The following is a 22,011-nucleotide window of genomic DNA, read 5'->3' on the forward strand; positions in this document are numbered from 1 at the left end:
GCTTCGGCTTCGGCTTCGGCTTCGGCTTCGGCTTCGGCTTCGGCTTCGGCTTCGGCTTCGGCTTCGGCTTCGGCTTCGGCTTCGGCTTCGGCTTCGGCTTCGGCTTCGGCTTCGGCTTCGGCTTCGGCTTCGAAGGTCAAATCTTCCGAGGCTGTAGCATCGTCAACGGTGTTTTCAGTCGCACCTGCCGAAAAGTGCGAACTCTGGTCGTCGGTTGCGTCATCTGTTGCAGGGATCGCGTCGTGGTCTTCATCTGTCTTCTTTTTGCCGGCCACCGTCAGCTCCCCCTTGATTCTCAAATACTTAGAACCCACAGACCAATGCAGGTTAATCCGCGTTCCGAGCGCTCTCAACCCGCATACGATCACTCACAAGCTTTTTAATCGCGGCGCGCATTCCTTCGGCGTTTGGATACTTGCTAACAACCAGACCCTGAATATTCAACGATTCCAGAGGCTTCGCAGCTGCTTCGCTTATTGCCGCCGCCCATAGCGGGGCCGTGCCTTTCCATTGATCGGCAAAATGTCGCGCGGTTCTTGGGGAAAAGATCGGGGCCAGCACGGGTTGATCATCAACCATCGCCGCGCGTGCCGCATCAGAGAATCCAAGCTGTATTTGCCGGTAAACAACCTGCTCCTCTGTTGGCAATCCGGAATTGGAAAGGGTTACGGCGACATCGCCGAGACCGTGTTCGCCTCTCAAATGCAGCAGTGGTCCTTTGGGTCGGCGGGAAACCAGGTCTGCGATCAACTCTCCTGCTGTTTCGCCGGCCATAATTGCCTGCCACCCTTCTTTGTTTGCGGCGTCAGTTGTCGCCGGGCCCACGCAGAAAGCCGGACATTGTCGGTCACCTGACAACCGCGCCGTAGCGGCAACACCGTTTGAAGATGTGAAGATGACACCTGCGAAACGGCCAAGGTCAATATCCTGGCGATGTGGTTGGATATCGATAAGCGGAGAGATAATGACGTCTACATCCGCCGACAAAACCGGAAGCAGTTGCGCTGCAAACTTTTCAGAGGCGGCGCGGGGACGGGTCATCAACAGGCGTATGTGCAAAGCGATTAGTCACGGGATTGTTTGAATGCGCGCGGGGTGATACCCCGGCTTTCGATCATGATGCAACGGTTCGGGTCGATGGCGCAAACTTTTACGATACTTGGACTGGAAAGCAGCTGCGACGATACTGCAGCGGCCGTCGTGCGTCAGACCGAGGGAGAACCTGCGCAAATCCTGTCTTCAGTCGTTTATGGCCAGACCGAATTGCATAGCGCCTTTGGCGGCGTCGTGCCTGAAATTGCAGCTCGGGCACATGCAGAGAAACTGGATGTTTGCGTCCGTCAAGCCCTGGAGGATGCTGGTCTATTTCTAACAGATATGGATGCAATCGCGGTGACTGCCGGACCGGGGCTGATCGGTGGCGTCATGTCAGGCGTGATGTGCGCCAAGGGCCTGAGCGCTGCTACCGGCCTGCCGCTGATCGGAATAAACCATTTGGCCGGACATGCGCTTACGCCGCGCCTGACCAATGGAGTGGACTATCCTTATTTGATGCTTCTGGCGTCCGGAGGACATTGCCAATATCTGATCGCGCTCAGCCCGGACAGGTTCACCCGTCTGGGTGGCACGATCGACGACGCGCCGGGCGAGGCCTTTGACAAAACCGCCCGTTTGCTGGGACTGCCGCAACCCGGTGGGCCTTCGGTCGAGGCCCAGGCTAAAACGGGAGATCCCAAGCGTTTTCGCTTTCCCCGCCCCCTGCTTGATCACCCGGATTGCAACCTGTCCTTTTCCGGCCTCAAGACTGCCCTGATGCGGATGCGCGATCAGATCGTTGGAGAAAAAGGCGGGTTGACCCGGCAAGACCGCGCCGACCTGTGTCGGGGTTTTCAAGATGCTGTTGTCGACACATTGGCCGAAAAGACTCGACGTGCCTTGGCCCTGTATCTGAAAGAAGGCCCGGCGGATCCCGTTGTCGCCGTGGCAGGGGGTGTTGCAGCGAACTGCGCGATTCGCGCTGCGTTAGAGACCGTTTGCCTAGAGCATAGTGCCCGTTTTATCGCTCCACCCCTGCATCTTTGCACTGACAACGCCGCCATGATTGCTTATGCCGGGATGGAGCGATTTCGGGCAGGTGTGTGCGACGATCTTAGTTTGACCGCCCGCCCGCGATGGCCCTTGGATCAATCCAGCCCTGCCTTGCTGGGCAGCGGCAAAAAGGGGGCCAAGGCATGAGTATTGCTGTGCTGGGTTCGGGGGCGTTTGGAACAGCGCTTGCGATATCGCTTTCCGGTAATGGTCGGGTAACCCTGTGGTCCCGTTCGGAAGAACAGGCGGATTTGATGCGAAAATCCCGCGAAAACGCCCTCCGCCTTCCCGGGGTGTCGTTACCCGACACGCTGAACATCACCTCGGATCTTTCCGAAGCGGCGGCCAATAAAACCCTGTTGTTGGCGATCCCCATGCAAAGACTGCGTCAGGCGCTGACCGACCATGCCGAATGTCTTTCCAGTCACCTGTTGGTTGCGTGCTGCAAGGGAATCGAACTGAACACCGGTGTGGGTCCGCTTTCGGTCATTACCCAGACGTTACCCAACGCCCGCCCCGCCCTGTTGACCGGCCCAAGCTTTGCCCGTGACATAGCAAAGGGCCTGCCAACCGCGCTGACACTGGCCTGTGTGGATGCGGATTTGGGAGCAACACTGCAATCCGAACTCACAACCTCGAATCTGCGGCTGTATCGCACGACGGATACGGTCGGCGCGGAGCTCGGCGGTGCATTAAAGAACGTTATGGCGATCGGTTGCGGCGCCTGCATCGGAGAAGGCATGGGAGAAAGCGCGCGCGCAGCTCTTTTGACACGCGGCTTTGCCGAGATGCAGAGGTTCGCCAGCCTGAAAGGCGCCCGTCCCGAAACTCTCATGGGGTTGTCCGGTCTGGGCGATTTGGTGCTGACCTGCTCTTCGGAACAATCCCGCAACTATCGGTTCGGCCTGGCCCTTGGCCGCCACGAAACATTCGACAGCGCAACAACGGTCGAAGGCGTCGCAACCGCCCGCGCCGTGGCGCAGCTTGCAAGCGAACAAGGCCTCGACATGCCTATCAGCACGGCCGTAGCCGAACTAAGCGGCGGTGAATACAGCGTCGCCGAAGCCATTCGATATCTACTCAACCGACCCCTCAAGGAGGAATGACATGCTGATTGCCCTGATTGCCCGGGACAAGGATGGTTCCCTGCAAACCCGGCTTGACAATCGCGCCGCCCATCTGGCCTATATCGGAGAGACCGGTGTGGTGTCGCAGGCCGGTCCCTTGCTGAACGGTGACCAAATGGTCGGTTCGCTGATCGTTCTGGATGTCGAAGACTTGGCCGAAGCCCAAAGCTGGGCCGACAACGATCCTTATGCCAAAGCCGGGCTGTTCCAATCCGTCGAATTGATACCGTGGAAAAAGGTGATCGGCTGATGGCCTATTGGTTGTTCAAATCCGAACCCTCGACCTGGAGCTGGAATCAACAATTCGCAAAGGGCGAGGCGGGCGAAGAATGGGACGGCGTGCGCAACTATCAGGCCCGCAATTTCATGCGCGAGATGAAGTTTGGCGACCGGGGCTTCTTCTATCACTCACAAACCGAAAAAGCGGTGGTCGGCATTGTCGAGGTTTGCGCCGAGGTTCATCCGGATAGCAAGGCCGGCGATCCACGCTGGGAATGCGTCGACATCAAGGCGGTACGTCCGTTTGAAGCCGCGGTTACGCTGGATCAGATCAAGGCAGATGAGGCTTTGTCGGATATGATGCTGGTAAAAAACTCACGACTGTCCGTGCAACCTGTAACCGAAGCGGAATGGCGACGGGTCTGTGCGTTAGGGCAGACGATGCCGGATTGACGCACTTCGCTGATGGCACGGATCGACTGGTAGCACGAACTTAATTTTCGCCCGAACAGCGCTACTCGAGAATTTGGGAAGGTCCTGACGCATCAGAACCTTCCCCACCCCGCGTGCTCCCATTTCACCACACGCGTTTTGAAAACTCTGGTCCTGACCGTCCTGGTCTTAGTTCACTTCATAGCCGATCCAGTGCCACTTGGGCAAACCTTAAGTATCTAAAATATAATCCAAATTCTCCAATAAACGCGAAACGCCGCCGAAATGCTCCGGCGGCACTCAAAGTCGATTTCTGTCGGATCAATAGCGGTAGTGGTCTGGTTTGAACGGGCCTTCCGGCTTGACCCCGATATAGTCCGCCTGATCGGCGCGCAGTTGGGTCAGCTTGACACCAATCCGATCCAGATGCAGACGCGCAACCTTCTCATCCAAGTGCTTGGGCAGAATATAGACCTGGTTGTCATAATCCTCGCCTCCGGTCCAGAGCTCGATCTGGGCCAGAACCTGGTTAGTGAACGAGGCCGACATCACAAACGACGGATGGCCGGTTGCGTTTCCAAGGTTCAGCAGGCGGCCTTCGGACAGCAGGATGATGCGATTGCCCGAAGGCATCTCGATCATGTCCACCTGTTCCTTGATGTTGGTCCACTTGTGGTTTTTCAAGTTCGCAACCTGAATTTCGTTGTCGAAGTGACCAATGTTTCCGACGATGGCCATGTCTTTCATCTCGCGCATATGCTCGATGCGGATCACGTCCTTATTGCCTGTCGTCGTAACGAAAATATCGGCAGATGCAACTTCGTCTTCCAGCAGAGTCACCTCGAAACCGTCCATCGCCGCTTGAAGCGCGCAGATCGGGTCAACCTCGGTCACTTTCACCCGGGCACCAGCTCCGCGCAGCGAGGCGGCAGAGCCTTTTCCAACGTCGCCATACCCGCAGACGACGGCAACCTTGCCCGCCATCATTGTGTCGGTGGCGCGGCGGATACCGTCGACCAGCGATTCCTTGCAGCCGTACTTGTTGTCGAACTTCGACTTGGTCACGCTGTCATTAACGTTGATCGCCGGGAACGGCAGATGGCCTTTTTCCATCATCTTGTACAGGCGATGCACGCCGGTAGTGGTCTCTTCGGACACGCCCTTGATCATATGGCGTTGCTTGACGAACCAGCCCGGACTTTCTGCCAAACGCTTCTTGATCTGCGCGAACAGCGCGACTTCTTCTTCCGATTGCGGATTTTCGATCAGGTCGGTCTCACCTTCCTCGACCCGTGCACCCATCAGAATGTACAGCGTCGCATCGCCGCCATCGTCAAGGATCATGTTTGCGCCGCCCTCGGGGAACTGGAATATCTGGTCGGCATAATCCCAGTATTCCTCGAGCGTTTCGCCCTTGACGGCGAACACCGGCGTTCCACTTGCAGCGATCGCAGCAGCAGCATGGTCTTGTGTCGAGAAAATGTTGCATGATGCCCAGCGCACATCCGCGCCCAGCGCAACCAGCGTCTCGATCAGAACGGCAGTCTGAATGGTCATATGTAGCGATCCGGCAATACGGGCGCCTTTCAATGGCTGGCTTTCACCGTATTCTGCCCGCAAGGCCATCAGCCCCGGCATTTCTGTTTCGGCGATATCCAGTTCTTTGCGGCCATATTCGGCCAACGAAATATCCTTAACGATATAGTCTGCGGGCATCGGTTGCTCCATTCCGACAAAGCTCATCCGCGCAGCGCATAACATCCACCGGCGGGCATGGCAACTTTGTCAACCTGACAACCGATCTATCCCACAGTGTTCTTGTATCCAATTCAGCTTGGTGTGCCCTGAGCCTCGATTTTTGGAATGGCTTCGAAGAAATCCGTGCCTGCGGCGACAACACAGGCAATCCCGTTGGCCTGAGTCAAAAGCACGGTATATGTGCCTGTTTCCTTCGAAGACCAGACTTCCATGACGGATTGCGCACCACTGGTCTTTTGCAATCCGCCAAATGTCAATTCTTCAGCGAATTTTTCTTTCAGGTTGGCAACAATGGTATCCCGCATCGCACAACTGGCGGCAAAGGCGGGTGGCGCGGTTGCTGCCATGCCGAATGCAAGGGTAAGGCCCAACAAGCGCTTGAACATGACGTTCTCCTTTCGATACACGTTTCGATCTGAGGAGGACGCGCCGGGAGGAATGCACGCCCCCCTCTGCACTTGATATCGTGATCCACGCGCGCCGGTTCAAAGCACGTCCCTTCAAGAAGGTGTTGGCAGCATGTGATCAGGATGAAATACAGGCTACGCTGCAATTGTGGCATCACCACGGCAAGGCAAAAGGGGCATGGCAGAATGGCAACACAACCCAGAGCGTGGCAAAGAATGCTGTCGGGCCGCCGCCTGGATCTGTTGGACCCGACGCCAGTCGATATCGAGATCGAGGATATCGCCCACGGCCTCGCCTTCGTTGCACGCTGGAATGGTCAGACGGATGGCGATTTCGCCTATTCCGTGGCCGAACATTCGCTGCTGGTCGAGGAGCTTTTTGGCCGCATCGCACCGAAGGCTCCGGTCAAATGGCGCTTGGCCGCGCTGCTGCACGACGCCCCAGAATACGTGATCGGCGACATGATCTCGCCTGTTAAATCCGCCGTTGGGCCGGATTATGGTGATCTCGACGATCGCCTCGCCGCAGCCATTCACATCCGGTTCGGCTTGCCCGCCGTCATCCCCGCAACGATCAAGAAACAGATCAAACGCGCCGACAAAATCAGCGCCTGGATGGAGGCAACCCAGATCGCCGGCTTTTCCGAGACCGAGGCGACGAAGTTTTTTGGGCGACCGGATAAAGCCGTGATGGAAGGGTTGGAAATCAAGTTAAGACCACCGATTGAAGTACGGGAGGCGTATACCGATCGGCATGCGGAGTTGTTGGGAAAACTCTAGTCGCTTGGTTTATGAAAAGCGTTTGCGGATAATTCTGCTGCCTGAGTTACCTAGATGAACTTCCAAGCACGTCGATAATAAGCGAACAATCATCACGATTGGAAATGGGATTGCAGGGCAAACTCGAGTAGTCATCTTTTGACAGCTCAACTCCATCTCATATGATAAAAAACTCATCGTCTTCGTCACCGATTTCATTGAACACTATTCGGAAAAGCCATTCGCTTTGGCCTGTTTCAAACTCTTGCGCCAAGTAGCGGACGTTACCGCAATCCCTCGTCAGCAAGGCGGTCTGGCAATCGCCTTCAACGCAATGACCAACTGTTCGCGGATACTGAGCAAAGGTTGGATTTCCCGCATCAATACATGCCGCGCGTACTTGGAAAACTGATCCGACCAATACCACAGTAAATAGAAGCGGAAGTTTCAACTCTCACCGAGGGCTACGCTTCGCCAAAATTCTCTGCAACGTCCGGCGGTGCATGTTCAAGCGGCGGGCGGTTTCGCTGACGTTCCGGTCGCACAGTTCGTAAACCCGCTGAATATGCTCCCACCGCACACGGTCCGCGCTCATTGGGTTTTCCGGCGGCGGCGGCAACTCGTCGCCCTTGGCAAGCAGCGCGTTGGTGATGTCGGTCGCATCGGCCGGTTTCGACAGATAATCCGTGGCACCGATCTTGACGGCCGCGACGGCGGTCGCGATGGCGCCGTATCCGGTCAGCACCACGACCCGGCAATCCGGGCGCTTTTCTCTCAGCACTTCAACGACATCCAGACCATTGCCATCCTCCAGCCGCAGGTCAACGACGGCAAATGCGGGCGGCCGAGCAGTTGCGATGGCGCGGCCTGCCGCAACCGACGCCGCGGTTTCAATTTCAAACCCGCGCTTCTCCATTGCTTTGGCCAAACGCCGCAGAAACGGTTCGTCATCATCTACCAGCAAAAGCGACTTGTCGGGTCCGATTTCAAGCTGGGAAGTGTCGGCCATGCTCTTTCTTTCTGCGATTATTCGGTCTTTGCCCTATCGGCGAGTATTACCAGCCCCTCGGCAAAGGTCAAACGCCCTATCGCACTTACATGTTACCCAGAAAACAGCCGATCTTGTCGGCCATCTGCTCAGGAGTCTCATCGCGCTTGAAGAACTCGACAAAACCGTGCTCGGGTAAAACCAGGTAAGAGAAGGTCGAATGATCGACGAGATAGTATTCGTCGCTCTTGTCATGCGCCTTGTAATAGGTCTTGTAAGCCTTACTGGCTGCCTTGACCTGTTCCGGCGAACCCGTCAGGCCGATCATCCGCTCGTGCAGATTCAGGGCAAAATCGCCGACCACCTCTGGTGTGTCCCGGTCCGGGTCGATCGATATGAAGACCGGCGTCACTATTTGGCCGCGCTCTGAAAGAATGTCGACAGCCTCGGCGTTACGTGAGGTATCAAGCGGGCAGACGTCCGGGCAAAACGTATAGCCGAAATACAAAAGCGACGGTCCGGTTAACACATCCTTATCGGTCACGGTTTCGCCCTTGGCGTTGACCAGTTCGAACGGGCCGCCGATCGAACCTGCACCCCCGGCAATCTGGCTGGAGCGGCACTGAGCAAATTGATCATCCGATCCGCGCCCAAGCGTCAAAACCCAAGTGGCGCCCAGGACGACAAGTAAAATAGCGGCGGCAATGATGGCATAAAAACGGGTCATGGAGCGGTACCTGAGGTATGGGTTGTTGATCGTCTTGCGGCAGACACCTATCAAGGTATTCAGCCGTTGCAACAGGACATAATCAACCGATGCCGAATTCCAATATGAGCCTTTGGCGCGGACAAGAGCGCAGCAGCTGGATTCGCCTGCGAACGCTTATTCTGTTGCGCTGGGTGGCTATCGCCGGTCAGATCATCGCAATCACCGTCGCACAGCGGTTCTATGACCTCCAACTGGAACTGGGGCTTTGTTATTTTGCCATCGGAATCTCGGTCATGGGCAACCTGGTCGCGATTTTTCTGTTTCCCGAGAACAAACGGCTGTCAGAGTTCGAGAACTTTCTGATGGTATTGTTCGACCTGCTGCAACTGGCATTCCTTTTGTATCTCACGGGAGGTCTGCACAACCCGTTTGCATTGTTGTTGCTGGGTCCGGTGACCATTTCGGCCAACGTGATGAGCTTGCGTTCGACCATGATCATTGGCGCGGTGGCGGTCATTCTAGTGACGCTTTTGGCTATTTTTCACCTGCCCCTCAGAACCGACATGGGCTTTATCCTGCGAATTCCCGACATATTCGTGTTCGGCAACTGGGCCGCCATCGTTATCGCGATCGTGTTTCTGGGAGGATACTCCTATCGGATCAGTTCCGAGGTTCAATCCATGTCCGAGGCACTGGCAGCGACCCACATGGCGCTGGCGCGGGAACAAAAGCTGACCGATCTCGGCGGTGTTGTTGCCGCTGCAGCACACGAATTGGGAACACCGCTGGCAACCATCAAACTGGCGAGCTCTGAACTTATCGAAGAACTTGATGACCGGCCAGAGCTGCGCGAAGACGCGGTTCTAATCCGCGAACAGGCGGACAGATGCCGGGATATCCTTCGCAACATGGGGCGAGCGGGAAAGGATGATCTGCATCTGCGTCAGGCGCCTTTGTCGACGGTGATCCACGAATCCGCCGAACCGCATGTGAACCGTGGAAAGATCGTACATTTTCACGAAGGCCCAAGTGCTGGTGGCGATGTGCAGCAACCCTCGATCCTGCGCAAGCCCGAGATCATTCATGGGCTTCGAAACCTGATCCAGAATGCGGTGGATTTTGCACGCAAGAATGTCTGGGTCGAAGCGGAATGGACCGACAATTGGATCATCATCAACATCATGGATGACGGACGCGGTTATCCGCACCACATGATAGGTCGAATCGGTGATCCTTTCGTGCGCAAGCGCCGCGCGGAATCCGACCACAAGGAGCGCCCGGAATATGAAGGCATGGGTCTGGGATTGTTCATCGCGAAAACATTGCTGGAACGCAGTGGTGCCGAACTGAAATTCGCCAACGGCGCCGATCCGTACCAAACTCTCACCGACTTGTCCGACCGCCGCGGCGCCATCGTTAAGGTTATCTGGCCGAGAAACCTGATCGATGCACAAACCGGAGATCACCCGGTTCCGTCCGGGCACAATCAGCAGATCCCGATTTGAGTTAACGAACCATTAACCATTCCTGCCCAAGGATCACTCATGGTCGTACGGAATTACGCAGCATTCACTGATGGTTGATTGGCTCCTGCTGGCAGGGCTTTGCACTGTGTCTTCGGTCCTTGCCGTCCTGTGGCTGGCACCGCGAAAGCGGTCCCGAAATATGGCCTATGGGCTTTTGTCGCCCGACATGCTGCACAATTCGGTTTTCCTCTTTGCGGGGAATGATCTGGTTACGCATTCCGACATCGCGCTGGCTGGGCACGAAGACGTCACGGACTGGGGTGGTCTGAGGCGATTGTTAAGACGCAATTTTCCCGCGTTTCCGGAAAGTCCCGAAGATGTCTGCGTCGCAGGTACGATCGTGGTTCCCGCAATCAACAGCATCTTGATGCAGGACGTTTTGTGCGAATGGATAGACGGGATCGTGCGCGTGCAAATCCGTGACCTGCCCGAGCAGCACGAAGGGCGCCAAGTGCAAGACAGCTCTAATACGCCTCTGCGGTTGACAATGGACAAGGCTCCCTATCCGGTCTGGCTGACAGATCACAAGAACACGGTAAGCTGGTGCAACACCGCCTATGTGTCGTTGGCCCGCAAGATTCGCGGCAAAGACACCGACCTGACCGCGCCTATGTTTCCAGACGCGGACGAGGATATGCAGCCCGGGAAAAAATACCGGTTCTCGCTGACGATCGGTGATACCGAGAGAAAGTTGTGGTTCGACCTTTCGATCGTTCCCCATGACGAGGGAACCCTCTGTTATGCCGTCGATATCAACGCAATCGTGGAGGCCGAGGTCGCCCAGCGCAAGTTCGTACAAACATTGGCAAAAACCTTTGCACAACTTTCGATCGGTTTAGCTATCTTTGATCGCAACCGGCAACTGGCCCTGTTTAATCCAGCTTTGGTTGATCTGACCTCGCTGCCTGCGGATTTTTTGAGCTGCCGGCCAAAAATCTCTACTTTCTTCGACCGCTTGAGAAATCAAAACATGATGCCGGAACCCAAGAATTATGGCGGGTGGCGAAAGCAAATGAACGATCTTCTCGAAGCGGCCACTGATGGCAGTTTTCAGGAAACTTGGTCCTTGCCTTCTGGGTCGGTCTATTGTGTCAGCGGCCGGCCACATCCCGACGGCGCTGTTGCGTTCCTGTTCGAAGACATCACCGCCGAGATAACCCTGACGCGACAGTTTCGTGCCGAACTGGAACTGGTCCAGGCGATATTCGACAAGCTTGCTGACGCAATCGCTGTGTTCTCACCGGATGGGTCGTTAGCTTTTTCCAACTGCGCCTATTACCACCTTTGGGGTACCGAACCGGACGCAGGATTAATCCAACAGAGTGTCCAGGAAATAACCCGAACTTGGCAAGATCAGTGCCTTGCCACACCGGTCTGGGGAGAGATCCGCAACTTCGTCACCGACAGCGACAAGCGTGCCGAGTGGTCGGCGTGCGTCAGTCTGCGGGATGGAACGCCGGTGTCTTGCACGGTCAGCCCCATTCAGAATGGCGCGACCATTGTTCGGTTTGCTGTTATGGCGGAACCGCCTGACGTATCTGTACCGGAGCAAGCCTGCACCTGAACCTGCTTGCAGCGGGGTCCCGCCGACGCCATTGTGGCGCCATGACGCCTGCCCCGTACCAAATCACTCTTGCGACCGCGGACGACACTGCCGCGTTTGCCGCCCTGTTGGGGGCCGAACTGACACGCGGCGACGTTTTGTTGCTGGCCGGCGAGATTGGCAGTGGCAAGACTCATTTCGCCCGCAGCCTCATCCAGTCACTGCTGATCGAAACTGAAGATGTCCCTTCGCCAACTTTCACCCTTGTTCAGACTTATGACACGCAGAAAGGTGAAATCTGGCACTCGGACTTGTATCGATTGACCGATATCGACGAGCTTGAGGAACTGGGATTGACCGACGCATTTGAAACCTCGATCTGCCTTGTCGAATGGCCGGAAAAACTGGGTCCGCTCGAACCTGCCGGCGCATTGAGGCTGCTGTTTGAAACGGACCCGGAAAACGAGGAAACCCGGCACCTGAGGGTCACATGGTCTGATCCGAAATGGAACCTGCTTTTGGAGATACTTTAATGACGAACAGAAAGGTTCTGGCCGAAACCTTCATTGCCCAGACCGATTGGGCAAACGCGACTTCTGCACCGCTGGCCGGGGATGCCTCCAACCGCGGATACAAACGCCTGACCGATCCCGAAACAGGTCGCACCGCGGTTCTTATGGATGCTCCTGCGGACATGGGAGAAGACGTCCGCCCATTCGTCTCAATTGCCAACCACCTGTTGTCCGTGGGGTTGAGCGCGCCCCAGATCTACGCCGAGGATTCCGAAAACGGCTTTCTTTTGCTCGAAGATCTGGGTGACGACCTGTTCGCGCGCGTTCTCGAACGAGAATCGGAGCTTGAACCCGAATTGTACGAGGCCGCGACGGACGTACTTGTACAATTGCATCAGGCACCGCTGCCGCCGCTCGACAGCTATGACCCGACACTGATGACCGAACTTGCAGCGCTGGCTTTCACAAAATATGCCTTTGGCATCATCCAAGAGGTAAACCAGCATACCCTGGAACGGTTCGAAAACCGGTTTTCGGACATACTGCTGCGCGAGACGCAAGGCCCCAAGGTTCTTATTCAACGAGACTACCACGCCGAAAACCTGATCTGGCTGCCGGATCGTGAAGGCGTGCGTCGCGTTGGCTTGCTGGACTTCCAATGCGCCATGCTGGGCCATCCGGCGTACGATCTCGTGTCCCTGCTTCAGGATGTTCGCCGTAAAGTTTCAGCAGGTGTCGAGATGAAGATGATCAATCACTATGTCGAGGCCACCGGATCGAACGATCATGATTTCCGAACTGCCTATGCCGTTTTGGGCGCGCAACGGAACCTCCGGATCCTTGGCGTGTTCGCCCGATTGGCAACCGAAAACGGCAAGCCGAGATATGTTGATCTCATTCCTGCGACATGGGCGCTCTTGATGCGCGATCTGGAGAACCCTGCGCTGGCTTCAGTCGCCGGTTTCCTGCGCGAAACGCTCCCGCCACCGACACCGGAAAACCTCGAAAAGTTGCGAAACAAATGACCTACGGCCCGGATGCAGCGATGCTATTTGCGGCAGGGTTCGGCACGCGCATGGGCGCGCTGACCAAGCACACACCCAAGCCGCTCATCAAGGTCGCAGGCCGCCCGCTGATCGATTACACGCTGGATCTGGTTCGGGCCGCGGGTCTGAACCGCATTGTGGCAAACTTGCACTATTTACCGGATCAGCTGGCTGCGCATTTGGTACCCCGTGGCGTTTTGTTGTCGCGAGAAGAGCCCGAGATTCTGGATACCGGTGGTGGTCTTCGGGCTGCGTTGCCATTTCTGGGTGCCAATCCAGTGTTCACTCTGAACACCGACGCAATCTGGGCCGGCCCAAACCCGCTGGAAATGCTGCGCACCGCGTGGAACCCTGACATCATGGATGCGCTATTGATGTGTATACCGGTGGCACATGCGCTGGGGCATTCCGGCGCCGGAGATTTCATGGCTGACGCCGAGGGTCGCATTCGGCGCGGCCCTGGCCTTATCTATGGCGGCATACAGATCACCAAGACCGAAGGGTTGGCACAGTTCACGGAGTCTTCCTTTTCATTCAACATGTTATGGGACGTGATGCAGCAGCAGAACCGCCTGTTTGCGCTCCGATATCCGGGTCGTTGGTGCGACGTCGGCCATCCTGTGGGCATTACCCTGGCCGAAGAGTTGCTCGCCGATGTTTGAAGCCAACGCCAGCCCGCGCGTATTTGCTGTCGCGCCCGGCGTGGATTTCCCAAAGGCGCTTGTGACCGGGCTGATGGCGCGCACCGCACATCTGCCACCCGAAACGCTGGCGCGGGCGCAAGTGGTCGTCAACACCCGCCGCATGGCGCGTCGCGTGCGCAACCTGTTCGACGCGGGTCCAGCCTGTCTGTTGCCACGCATGAGTTTGATCACTGATCTGGGCGAAAGCGCGGATCTGTCCCGATTACCGCCGGCAATCCCGCCGCTGCGACGCCGGTTGGAATTGACGCAACTGATCGGCAAGCTCTTGGACCAACAACCGAATCTAGCGGCCCGCGCCTCGCTTTACGATCTGGCCGACAGCCTTGCGACGCTGATCGACGAAATGCAGGGCGAAGGTGTATTGCCCCAAGCCATCCAACAGTTGGATGTCAGCGACATGTCCGGGCACTGGGCGCGGGCTCAGACTTTTATCTCGATCGCCGACCAGTTCATCACTTCCGGGGACGACGCGCAGGACGTTCAGGCGCGGCAACGGCGGGTTGTTGAAGACCTGATTGACCGTTGGCAGGCAGATCCGCCGCGCCATCCGATAGTACTGGCTGGATCGACCGGCTCGCGCGGGACCACGCTGATGCTGATGCAGGCTGTGGCTCGCTTGCCGCAAGGCGCTTTGGTTCTGCCCGGGTTCGACTTTGACCAACCAGATTACGTCTGGTCTGGTCTGGATGACGCGTTGTTGTCCGAAGATCACCCGCAATTCCGGTTTCGCAAATTGATGCGTGGATTGGGGATCGAACCGCACCAAATCACCCGTTGGACGGATGACGCGCCCCCATCGCCTGCCCGCAACCGTCTGGTTTCCTTGGCTTTGCGCCCTGCCCCGGTCACTGACGCCTGGATGGCCGAAGGCCCAGACTTGGTCGACCTGGTCCCCGCAACCGCCAACGTGACGCTGGTCGAGGCGCAATCTCCCCGTGCCGAAGCGCTGGCCATTGCCCTGCGTCTACGACAGGCGGCGGAAACCGGTCAGACGGCAGCGCTGATCACTCCCGACCGGATGCTGACACGACAGGTCAGCGCCGCGCTGGACCGCTGGGCCATTGTGCCTGACGACAGTGCCGGTTTACCACTTCAGCTTTCGCCTCCGGGACGGTTCTTGCGACATGTTGCCGGGCTGTTTGTCAATCGGCTGGATGGTGAAGCGCTTCTGACGTTGTTGAAGCATCCCCTGTGTCACGCCGGCGGTGAGCGTGGCGCGCACCTGTTGCACACCCGTGATCTTGAACTCGACCTGCGCCGCAATGGCCCGCCTTATCCTGACAGCGCCAGCCTTACCGGTTTCGCGATCCGCAAAGAAATGCCCGAAGGTTGGATGCAATGGCTGACCACGCATTTCTGCGATCAGCAAGTGACCGTTGAGCTGCCGCTGGCCGACTGGGTTCACCGCTTGCGCGAGTTGGCCGAGAAGATTTCGTCAGGAAGCACAGGTGAGGGGGGAACTCTCTGGGACATGAACGCCGGTCAAAAGGCGCTTGCTGTGATCACGTCGCTGGAGGACGAGGCCGCGCATGGTGGTACCATGGTCGCTCGCGATTTTGCCGATCTTCTTGGCGCGCTGCTAGCGGGCGAAGAGGTGCGCGACCGCGACGCGCCTCATTCCAGCATCATGATCTGGGGTACGCTTGAGGCGCGGGTGCAGGGGGCCGACCTGCTCATTCTCGGCGGCCTGAACGAAGGGAGCTGGCCCGAGGCCGCCACCCCTGACCCCTGGTTGAACCGTCAGATGCGCGACAAGGCGGGGTTGCTGCTGCCCGAACGGAGGATCGGCTTGTCGGCCCACGATTTCCAACAGGCCATCGCCGCACCCGAAGTCTGGTTGACCCGTGCCAGTCGCTCGGACGACGCCGAAACGGTGCCTTCGCGCTGGCTTAACCGACTGATCAACCTGTTACAGGGTTTGCCAGACGCGGATGGCCCCGACGCTCTGGACGCTATGCGTGCTCGCGGCCGTCAATGGTTGGATTGGGCGGCAAAGCTGGAAGAGGCACCGCGTCTGGATCCGGCCCCGCGCCCCTCTCCGCGGCCGCCCGTATCGACGCGCCCGACGCAGCTGTCGGTCACCGAAATCAAGAAGCTGATCCGGGATCCGTACGCGATCTATGCCCGTCACGTGCTGTCGCTGAAACCGCTCGATCCGCTGGTTCAGGCGCCGGATGCCTTGCTGCGAGGGATTGTGATCCACGAAATTCTCGAAGCATTCATCCGTGACAGCGTTCTGGATGGCGCGCTTTTGACACGTGATGCGTTTCTGAAACGCGCAGAAACCTTGCTGTTGGAACATGTAGCCTGGCCAACGGCGCGAAAGCTATGGCTGGCGCGTCTGGCGCGGATTGCCGACGCGTTTCTGGCCGCCGAGATCACCCGCCGCAGCGATGCCGGGCCTGTTGCGTTCGAGGCCAAGATGAAAAAACGCCTCGATCCATTGGATTTCACGCTCGTAGGGCGGGCCGATCGGGTTGATCAGACAGCGCGGGGGTCGTTACGGATATACGACTACAAGACCGGTATGCCCCCAACCGAAAACCAGCAATCGAAATTCGACAAACAGTTGCTGATCGAGGCCGCGCTGGCAGAAGAGGGCGGGTTTGAAGGGTTCGATCCGATGCCGGTGGCTCAGGCCGTTTTCATCGGCATGGGCGGGACGTACAAGGAAGTTCCGGCGCCCTTGGAAAAAGAACCGGCCGATAAGGTTCTTTCGGAACTCAAACAACTGATTTCCGCTTACTTAGAGCCTGATCAGGGATATTCCTCGCGCCGAATGCTGCACAAGGATTCCGACACTGGCGACTACGATCACCTGGCCCGTTTCGGTGAATGGGACCGAACCGCAAATCCCGTCCCGGAGGACCTGACATGACCCCTCGGAACGAAGCGACCGAGCGGCAGGTGCAGGCGGCGCGGCCCAATGCCTCGACCTGGTTGGCGGCCAACGCAGGGTCGGGCAAGACGCGGGTGCTGACCGATCGTGTTGCCCGGCTTTTGCTGAGCGACGTGCAGCCCCAACACATCCTGTGCCTGACCTATACCAAGGCAGCGGCCAGCGAGATGCAGAACCGGTTGTTCAAACGGCTGGGGAAATGGGCAATGCTGGACGACGACAAGCTTTTGTCAGAGCTAACAGAACTGGGTGTCGAGCATGCGATCGATCCTGCCCGTCTGGCACACGCCCGCACGCTGTTCGCCCGCGCCATCGAAACACCGGGTGGCCTGAAGATCCAGACCATCCACTCTTTCTGTGCCTCGCTCTTGCGCCGCTTTCCGCTTGAGGCAAGGGTCAGCCCTCAGTTTACCGAGATGGAAGATCGGGCCGCCGCCTTGCTGCGCGAAGAAATCGTCGAGGATTTTGCCGATGGCCCGCAAGCACCGCTAATCGACGCGGTTGCGCGTTTTGTCACCGATACCGGTTTTGACAAGCTGACACAGGCAATCACGACAAACCGTAACCTGTTTGCCGATCCTTGTACTTGGGACGATCTGCTGCGCCTGTTTGACCTACCCGAAAGCTTCAATGAGCAACGCCTGCTGGATCACGTGTACCTAGGCGGCGAAGTTGAATTAATTCGGTCGCTACTGCCTGCGCTGACCGAAAGTGGCGGCAACAACGCCAAGGCTGCGTCGAAACTTGCCGGATTCACAGACGCAACGCTGGCTGGGCTGCCTATTCTGGAAGACGTGCTGTTGACCGGCGCAGGCGCGAAAGAACCTTTCACGGCAAAGATAGGCGGCTTTCCCACAAAAGCCCTGCGGGAAGGAACACTGACTGACGCGATGCCGGCGCTTGAGTCGCTGATGCTCCGGGTTGAGAACGCGCGTGAAAGGCGGCTGGCGTTGGTTGCGGCGCAGAAATCATTGGCCCTGCACAAATTCGCCGCCGCGTTCCTGCCGGAATACGAGCGGCGCAAGCAGTTGCGTGGCTGGCTGGATTTCGACGACCTGATCCTGAAAGCACGGCAGCTGTTGAACGACCCCGCGGTCGCGGCCTGGGTGCTGTATCGTCTGGATGGCGGTATCGACCACATTCTTGTGGACGAAGCACAGGATACCAGCCCGGAACAATGGGACGTTGTCGAAAAGCTGGCGCAGGAATTCACCAGTGGGGAAGGTGCCCGCACGGATGTCGAACGCACGATTTTTGTCGTCGGCGACAAGAAACAGTCGATCTATTCCTTTCAGGGCGCCGATCCGCAGGCCTTTGATCGGATGCAGGGTGCGTTTGGCCGAAAACTTTCAGAATCAGGCTCTAACTTGGAGAATCTGACGCTTGAATTCTCCTTCCGCTCATCCACGGCCATCCTGCAACTGGTGGATCTGGTGTTCGACAATCGCGCTGATGCCGGATTTCACAAAGACGCTCTGCATCGCGCGTTCAAGGCCGACTTGCCGGGGCGGGTGGACCTGTGGCCGGTGGTCGAAAAGGTCGATGATGAAGAGGATGGCGATTGGACCGATCCGGTCGACCGGCCCAGCGCGCGGCACCATACGGTCGTACTTGCCGAGCAGGTGGCCCAGTCGATCAAGGCGATGATCGAGCGTGGTGAAACCATCCCCGAAGACGGTGACACACCCGGCACATTCGTTCGCCGCAAGGTGCGACCGGGCGATTTCCTGATCCTCGTGCAGCGCCGTTCGGACCTCTTTGCCGAGATTATTCGCGCCTGCAAATCCGCAGGCCTGCCGATTGCGGGCGCCGACCGTTTGAAAGTGGGCGCGGAACTGGCCGTAAAGGATCTGGCAGCGCTTTTGAGCTTTCTTGCCACGCCCGAGGACAGCCTGTCTCTGGCCACTGTGCTCAAATCACCGTTGTTTGGCTGGTCCGAGCAGCAGCTTTTCAATCTGGCGCATGCACGCAAGGAGAAATACCTCTGGGCCGCACTGCGCCAACGCGAAAGCGAGTTTCCGGGAACGCTCGCGGTGCTCAATGATCTGCGGGGCCAGACCGATTTTCTCAGGCCCTACGATCTGATCGAGCGCATCCTCACGCGCCACGACGGGCGTCGAAAACTGCTGGGGCGGCTGGGGCCCGAGGCCGAGGACGGAATCAACGCGCTGCTCAGTCAGGCGCTGGCTTATGAACGGACGGATATCCCAAGCCTGACGGGTTTCCTTGTCTGGATGCAGACCGACGACCTGGAAATCAAGCGCCAGATGAGCGGAGTGGGTGACATGATCCGGGTGATGACGGTTCACGGTGCCAAGGGGCTGGAGGCGCCGATCGTGATCTTGCCGGATACGGGTGCGCGCAGGGCGCCAACGGATGACGAAGTGATGCGGGCCGAGGGCGCACCGCTTTGGAGGGTGTCTCGGGACGCTTCGCCAAGGATCGTCGCGCAGGCACGCGAAGAGGCGCAGGCCAAACAGATTGCCGAACGGTTGCGTCTTTTGTATGTGGCTCTAACACGGGTCGAAAAGTGGTTAATTGTTGCGGCGGCGGGCGATGTCGGCAAGGACGGGACTAGCTGGTACCAGATGGTCGAAGCGGCAATGGATCGGGCTGGCGCCACTATCGTCGAGGGTTCCGGGATCCGGCGGCTGTCACATGGCAATTGGGATGGGTTGCCCTTTGCGGATAATGTCGCTTCACCGGAGGAAGCCAAAATAGAATTGCCAGAGGTTTTCCGGCGTTCCGCGCCTTTGGTCGAAATGGCGTCGGAAACCATTAGCCCTTCGGATCTGGGCGGCGCGAAGGCGCTGCCGGGGGATCTGGGGCTGGATGAAGAGGCGGCCAAATTGCGGGGGACCCGGATCCATTTGCTGCTGGAGCATCTGCCGGGAATCGCCCCTGAAAATCAGGCCCGGCTATGCGCTCGTTTGTTGCCCGATATGCAAGAGGCCGAACGCGAGGAGTTGAGAGCAGAGGCCGCGGCGGTGCTGAACGCACCGCATCTTGCACCGGTATTCGCGCCGGACACACTGGCCGAAGTTCCGGTGACCGCAAAGCTGTTTTCGGGCCGGATGCATGGCGTTATCGACCGGCTGATCGTAACGGAAACCGACGTGCAGGCCATTGATTTCAAAACGAATGCGACAGTTCCGGATGCCCCGGAATCCTGCCCCGAGGGCCTGTTGCGACAGATGGGGGCCTATGCCCAGGCGCTGGCGCAGATCTATCCCGGAAAGACGATCCGCACGGCAATCCTGTGGACCCGCACCGCCAGTCTGATGTGGTTGCCCCACGATCTTGTGAGTGATGCACTTGGGCGCACCAAGATATCTTGACCTCCCATAGTGGCGGACCTACTTTCATTTCCCAAGCGCATTCCATTCAGGAGACAGAATATGTCCACCGTAGCCGTCACTGACGATACCTTTGATGCCGAGGTCAAGAACTCGGATGTTCCCGTTGTCGTAGATTTCTGGGCCGAGTGGTGTGGTCCCTGCAAACAGATTGGCCCCGCTCTGGAAGAGCTGGCGGTTGAGTATGGCGGCAAGGTGAAAATCGCCAAGGTCGATGTCGACAGCAACCCGAACTCGGCTGCTGCAATGGGTGTTCGCGGCATTCCGGCGCTGTTCATTTTCAAGGATGGTCAGGTCGTGTCGAACCGCGCCGGCGCTGCGCCGAAAGCGGCACTGCAGAGCTGGATCGACGAGTCGATCTGAGCCCGGCCAAAACCCGAATTAGGTGAAGCGCCCAACCGGGCGCTTCTTTTTTGTACGAATTGTACCGGGTTTTCAGGGGGCCTTGTCCATTTTGTACAATTCATTTGCGGGCTTTCACGTTGCAACGGCCGCCCGCATTCTCGTGCTATAATCGCTTTCATCATGGCAACGCACGACAACAGACGCTGGTGGATACTTGGGGCGATGGGTGCCATCCTTGGGGTGGTGCTGCTGGATGAAACCGTCATCGGCGTCGCGTTGCCGACCATCCGGCGCGACCTTGGCCTGTCCCAATTGCATGCGCATTGGGTGGTCAATGTCTATCTGCTGATGCTTGCGGGTCTGGCCGCTGCTGCCGGGAAAATCGGGGATATCATCGGAGCGCGAGTTCTGCTGAACTCGGGGTTGCTGTTTTTCGGAGCGACGTCGATCCTTGCCGGGTTTGCCGAAAGTGGCAGCGCGTTGATCTTTGCGCGGGCTGCACAGGGCGTTGCGGCGGCAATGATCTTTCCGCTTTCGCTTGTTCTGGTCACGCATTCCTTTCCGAAAAAAGAGCGTGGTATGGCGTTGGGGCTGTATGGCACCATCGGCACCTGCTTCATGGCGCTGGGGCCGATGGTCGGGGGTCTGCTGACCGAATATCTGTCGTGGCGATGGATTTTCTGGATCAATCCTCCGATCGTGCTGGTCGTGTTTGCCATCGTCTGGGCGTTCTGGCACGACACGCCGAACGCTAAGGACACCCGCTTTGACCTGGTCGGGTTCTTGTTGTTGATTGCCGGCCTGGTGTTGTTGATCTTTGGCATCATGGAGGGGCCCGATCGCGGCTGGTCACAGCCGGACACGCTGATCCCGCTTTTCCTTGGAGCGGTTTTGCTGGTTCAGTTCGTGCGTCACGAAAGGCGGGCCGAGTCCCCGCTGATTGCGGTCGAACTGTTTGCAAGCCCGAATTTTCTTGCGTCGAATCTGGTTATCTTCACCGCCCAGTTCGTGAAGATCGTGATGCTTGTTTTTGGGGCGATGTATTTCCAAACGGTCATGGGATTCTCGCCGTTCAAGGCGGGGGCCGCCTTGTTGCCCGCCGTGGTGCCGCAGATCATCGTGGCGACGGTTACGGGGAAGTTGGCGGACAAATACGGATCGCGGATGCCATCACTGGTTGGTGCGTCGGGGGCATCCATTTCCATGTCGGTTCTTGCCATCGGCCTTGCCCTGCAGGATTTCTTGCTGATCATGTCCGGGTTGTTTTTCTGGGGCATGGTCGTGACCTTTCTGTTCGTTCCGCCCCGACGCGCGGTCCTGCTTTCGGTGCCGGAACACATGCATGGGCAGGTGAGCGGTGTCACCATGACCTGTCAGCTTATGGGCGGGACAATCGGGATCGCGGCATGCAGCACCGTTTATACGTCCACCGGTTCGATAACATCGGTGTTCACGGTGTCCGCTATACTGGCGGCGGGCGTTTTCCTGTATGGATTGATCGCGCTGGATCGCGCCACACCGGCGACAGACGAACCGGAACCCGGATGAGCGTTTGAAACTGGACCGATCAAGCCGCAAGGTCTGGCCCCTTGA

At 57.9% G+C, this 22,011-nt stretch carries 21 protein-coding genes; 14 read left to right on the top strand and 7 right to left on the bottom strand.

Annotation, left to right across the window (positions count from 1 at the left end):
- A partial coding sequence (locus tag AC2FLX_RS02870) for a hypothetical protein (protein WP_496875374.1) occupies positions 1 to 275 on the bottom strand: 275 nt, incomplete at its 3' end.
- Between the two features lie 52 nt (positions 276 to 327).
- Positions 328 to 1,041, bottom strand: coding sequence for a uroporphyrinogen-III synthase (locus tag AC2FLX_RS02875; protein ID WP_496810728.1), 714 nt, complete (start codon positions 1,039 to 1,041; stop codon positions 328 to 330).
- 96 nt (positions 1,042 to 1,137) lie between these two features.
- Between AC2FLX_RS02875 and tsaD the strand changes: the two genes are divergently transcribed.
- The 4 genes from tsaD to AC2FLX_RS02895 are packed head-to-tail and all read left to right on the top strand — an operon-like array spanning position 1,138 to position 3,887.
- Positions 1,138 to 2,235, top strand: coding sequence for a tRNA (adenosine(37)-N6)-threonylcarbamoyltransferase complex transferase subunit TsaD (tsaD, locus tag AC2FLX_RS02880; protein WP_496810727.1), 1,098 nt, complete (start codon positions 1,138 to 1,140; stop codon positions 2,233 to 2,235).
- Positions 2,232 to 3,194: an NAD(P)H-dependent glycerol-3-phosphate dehydrogenase gene (locus AC2FLX_RS02885; RefSeq protein WP_496745217.1), complete on the top strand. Its 963-nt coding sequence runs from the start codon at positions 2,232 to 2,234 to the stop codon at positions 3,192 to 3,194. Before tsaD ends, AC2FLX_RS02885 begins: the two co-directional genes overlap by 4 nt.
- 1 nt (position 3,195) lies before the next feature.
- Positions 3,196 to 3,465: a YciI family protein gene (locus tag AC2FLX_RS02890; RefSeq protein ID WP_496810726.1), complete on the top strand. Its 270-nt coding sequence runs from the start codon at positions 3,196 to 3,198 to the stop codon at positions 3,463 to 3,465.
- Entirely contained in the window at positions 3,465 to 3,887 is a 423-nt protein-coding gene (locus AC2FLX_RS02895) for an EVE domain-containing protein (protein WP_496810725.1), read from the top strand. The genes AC2FLX_RS02890 and AC2FLX_RS02895 overlap by 1 nt, the downstream gene beginning before the upstream one ends.
- A 300-nt stretch (positions 3,888 to 4,187) precedes the next feature.
- Here the strand turns inward: AC2FLX_RS02895 and ahcY are convergent, their stop codons facing one another.
- Together ahcY and AC2FLX_RS02905 are read right to left on the bottom strand one after the other, a co-directional pair.
- On the bottom strand, positions 4,188 to 5,582 hold the full coding sequence (gene ahcY, locus AC2FLX_RS02900; protein ID WP_496745213.1) for an adenosylhomocysteinase: 1,395 nt from the start codon (positions 5,580 to 5,582) through the stop codon (positions 4,188 to 4,190).
- Between the two features lie 113 nt (positions 5,583 to 5,695).
- Positions 5,696 to 6,010, bottom strand: coding sequence for a hypothetical protein (locus AC2FLX_RS02905; RefSeq protein ID WP_480750012.1), 315 nt, complete (start codon positions 6,008 to 6,010; stop codon positions 5,696 to 5,698).
- 207 nt (positions 6,011 to 6,217) lie between these two features.
- Here AC2FLX_RS02905 and AC2FLX_RS02910 point away from each other — a divergent pair, with 207 nt between their 5' ends.
- Complete coding sequence (locus AC2FLX_RS02910) at positions 6,218 to 6,811, top strand: HD domain-containing protein (protein WP_496745210.1); 594 nt, start codon at positions 6,218 to 6,220, stop codon at positions 6,809 to 6,811.
- A 157-nt stretch (positions 6,812 to 6,968) separates the two neighbouring features.
- Here AC2FLX_RS02910 and AC2FLX_RS02915 read toward each other — a convergent pair whose 3' ends face one another.
- From AC2FLX_RS02915 to AC2FLX_RS02925, 3 genes are all read right to left on the bottom strand, one after another.
- Entirely contained in the window at positions 6,969 to 7,241 is a 273-nt protein-coding gene (locus AC2FLX_RS02915; protein ID WP_496745208.1) for a hypothetical protein, read from the bottom strand.
- 3 nt (positions 7,242 to 7,244) lie between these two features.
- Positions 7,245 to 7,799: an ActR/PrrA/RegA family redox response regulator transcription factor gene (locus tag AC2FLX_RS02920; RefSeq protein ID WP_480750014.1), complete on the bottom strand. Its 555-nt coding sequence runs from the start codon at positions 7,797 to 7,799 to the stop codon at positions 7,245 to 7,247.
- 85 nt (positions 7,800 to 7,884) lie between these two features.
- On the bottom strand, positions 7,885 to 8,505 hold the full coding sequence (locus tag AC2FLX_RS02925) for an SCO family protein (RefSeq protein ID WP_496745206.1): 621 nt from the start codon (positions 8,503 to 8,505) through the stop codon (positions 7,885 to 7,887).
- Positions 8,506 to 8,594: 89 nt separating this feature from the next.
- Here AC2FLX_RS02925 and regB point away from each other — a divergent pair, with 89 nt between their 5' ends.
- The 9 genes from regB to AC2FLX_RS02970 all read left to right on the top strand — a co-directional run bounded on the left by regB (position 8,595) and on the right by AC2FLX_RS02970 (position 21,966).
- Positions 8,595 to 9,992: a sensor histidine kinase RegB gene (regB, locus tag AC2FLX_RS02930; protein WP_480750016.1), complete on the top strand. Its 1,398-nt coding sequence runs from the start codon at positions 8,595 to 8,597 to the stop codon at positions 9,990 to 9,992.
- A 70-nt stretch (positions 9,993 to 10,062) separates the two neighbouring features.
- On the top strand, positions 10,063 to 11,577 hold the full coding sequence (locus AC2FLX_RS02935; RefSeq protein ID WP_496810724.1) for a PAS-domain containing protein: 1,515 nt from the start codon (positions 10,063 to 10,065) through the stop codon (positions 11,575 to 11,577).
- Positions 11,578 to 11,618: 41 nt separating this feature from the next.
- The gene (tsaE, locus tag AC2FLX_RS02940; RefSeq protein ID WP_496810723.1) at positions 11,619 to 12,089 is read left to right on the top strand and encodes a tRNA (adenosine(37)-N6)-threonylcarbamoyltransferase complex ATPase subunit type 1 TsaE; all 471 of its coding nucleotides are present in this window, start codon (positions 11,619 to 11,621) and stop codon (positions 12,087 to 12,089) included.
- Positions 12,089 to 13,093, top strand: a complete 1,005-nt coding sequence (locus tag AC2FLX_RS02945) for an aminoglycoside phosphotransferase family protein (protein ID WP_496810722.1) — start codon at positions 12,089 to 12,091, stop codon at positions 13,091 to 13,093. The genes tsaE and AC2FLX_RS02945 overlap by 1 nt, the downstream gene beginning before the upstream one ends.
- Positions 13,090 to 13,776, top strand: coding sequence for a nucleotidyltransferase family protein (locus tag AC2FLX_RS02950; RefSeq protein WP_496810721.1), 687 nt, complete (start codon positions 13,090 to 13,092; stop codon positions 13,774 to 13,776). The genes AC2FLX_RS02945 and AC2FLX_RS02950 overlap by 4 nt, the downstream gene beginning before the upstream one ends.
- Complete coding sequence (addB, locus tag AC2FLX_RS02955) at positions 13,769 to 16,696, top strand: double-strand break repair protein AddB (protein ID WP_496810720.1); 2,928 nt, start codon at positions 13,769 to 13,771, stop codon at positions 16,694 to 16,696. The genes AC2FLX_RS02950 and addB overlap by 8 nt, the downstream gene beginning before the upstream one ends.
- Positions 16,693 to 20,055, top strand: coding sequence for a double-strand break repair helicase AddA (addA, locus tag AC2FLX_RS02960; RefSeq protein WP_496810719.1), 3,363 nt, complete (start codon positions 16,693 to 16,695; stop codon positions 20,053 to 20,055). The genes addB and addA overlap by 4 nt, the downstream gene beginning before the upstream one ends.
- A 60-nt stretch (positions 20,056 to 20,115) precedes the next feature.
- Positions 20,116 to 20,436 (top strand): thioredoxin, encoded by a 321-nt coding sequence (gene trxA, locus AC2FLX_RS02965; protein ID WP_480750023.1) that lies wholly within the window; start codon positions 20,116 to 20,118, stop codon positions 20,434 to 20,436.
- Positions 20,437 to 20,598: 162 nt separating this feature from the next.
- Entirely contained in the window at positions 20,599 to 21,966 is a 1,368-nt protein-coding gene (locus tag AC2FLX_RS02970; protein WP_496810718.1) for an MFS transporter, read from the top strand.
- Positions 21,967 to 22,011: the final 45 nt, after the last annotated feature.

This window comes from Ruegeria sp. YKSF57 (assembly GCF_059612585.1).

Coding starts and splice junctions, on each gene's coding strand:
- tsaD (WP_496810727.1), top strand. CDS start 1,138: ATGGCGCAAACTTTTACGATACTTGGACTGGAAAGCAGCTGCGACGAT.
- trxA (WP_480750023.1), top strand. CDS start 20,116: ATGTCCACCGTAGCCGTCACTGACGATACCTTTGATGCCGAGGTCAAG.
- AC2FLX_RS02920 (WP_480750014.1), bottom strand. CDS start 7,799: ATGGCCGACACTTCCCAGCTTGAAATCGGACCCGACAAGTCGCTTTTG.
- AC2FLX_RS02950 (WP_496810721.1), top strand. CDS start 13,090: ATGACCTACGGCCCGGATGCAGCGATGCTATTTGCGGCAGGGTTCGGC.
- AC2FLX_RS02935 (WP_496810724.1), top strand. CDS start 10,063: ATGGTTGATTGGCTCCTGCTGGCAGGGCTTTGCACTGTGTCTTCGGTC.
- AC2FLX_RS02970 (WP_496810718.1), top strand. CDS start 20,599: ATGGCAACGCACGACAACAGACGCTGGTGGATACTTGGGGCGATGGGT.
- AC2FLX_RS02945 (WP_496810722.1), top strand. CDS start 12,089: ATGACGAACAGAAAGGTTCTGGCCGAAACCTTCATTGCCCAGACCGAT.
- ahcY (WP_496745213.1), bottom strand. CDS start 5,582: ATGCCCGCAGACTATATCGTTAAGGATATTTCGTTGGCCGAATATGGC.
- AC2FLX_RS02925 (WP_496745206.1), bottom strand. CDS start 8,505: ATGACCCGTTTTTATGCCATCATTGCCGCCGCTATTTTACTTGTCGTC.
- AC2FLX_RS02875 (WP_496810728.1), bottom strand. CDS start 1,041: ATGACCCGTCCCCGCGCCGCCTCTGAAAAGTTTGCAGCGCAACTGCTT.
- addA (WP_496810719.1), top strand. CDS start 16,693: ATGACCCCTCGGAACGAAGCGACCGAGCGGCAGGTGCAGGCGGCGCGG.
- AC2FLX_RS02905 (WP_480750012.1), bottom strand. CDS start 6,010: ATGTTCAAGCGCTTGTTGGGCCTTACCCTTGCATTCGGCATGGCAGCA.
- addB (WP_496810720.1), top strand. CDS start 13,769: ATGTTTGAAGCCAACGCCAGCCCGCGCGTATTTGCTGTCGCGCCCGGC.
- regB (WP_480750016.1), top strand. CDS start 8,595: ATGCCGAATTCCAATATGAGCCTTTGGCGCGGACAAGAGCGCAGCAGC.
- AC2FLX_RS02890 (WP_496810726.1), top strand. CDS start 3,196: ATGCTGATTGCCCTGATTGCCCGGGACAAGGATGGTTCCCTGCAAACC.
- AC2FLX_RS02910 (WP_496745210.1), top strand. CDS start 6,218: ATGGCAACACAACCCAGAGCGTGGCAAAGAATGCTGTCGGGCCGCCGC.
- tsaE (WP_496810723.1), top strand. CDS start 11,619: ATGACGCCTGCCCCGTACCAAATCACTCTTGCGACCGCGGACGACACT.
- AC2FLX_RS02895 (WP_496810725.1), top strand. CDS start 3,465: ATGGCCTATTGGTTGTTCAAATCCGAACCCTCGACCTGGAGCTGGAAT.
- AC2FLX_RS02885 (WP_496745217.1), top strand. CDS start 2,232: ATGAGTATTGCTGTGCTGGGTTCGGGGGCGTTTGGAACAGCGCTTGCG.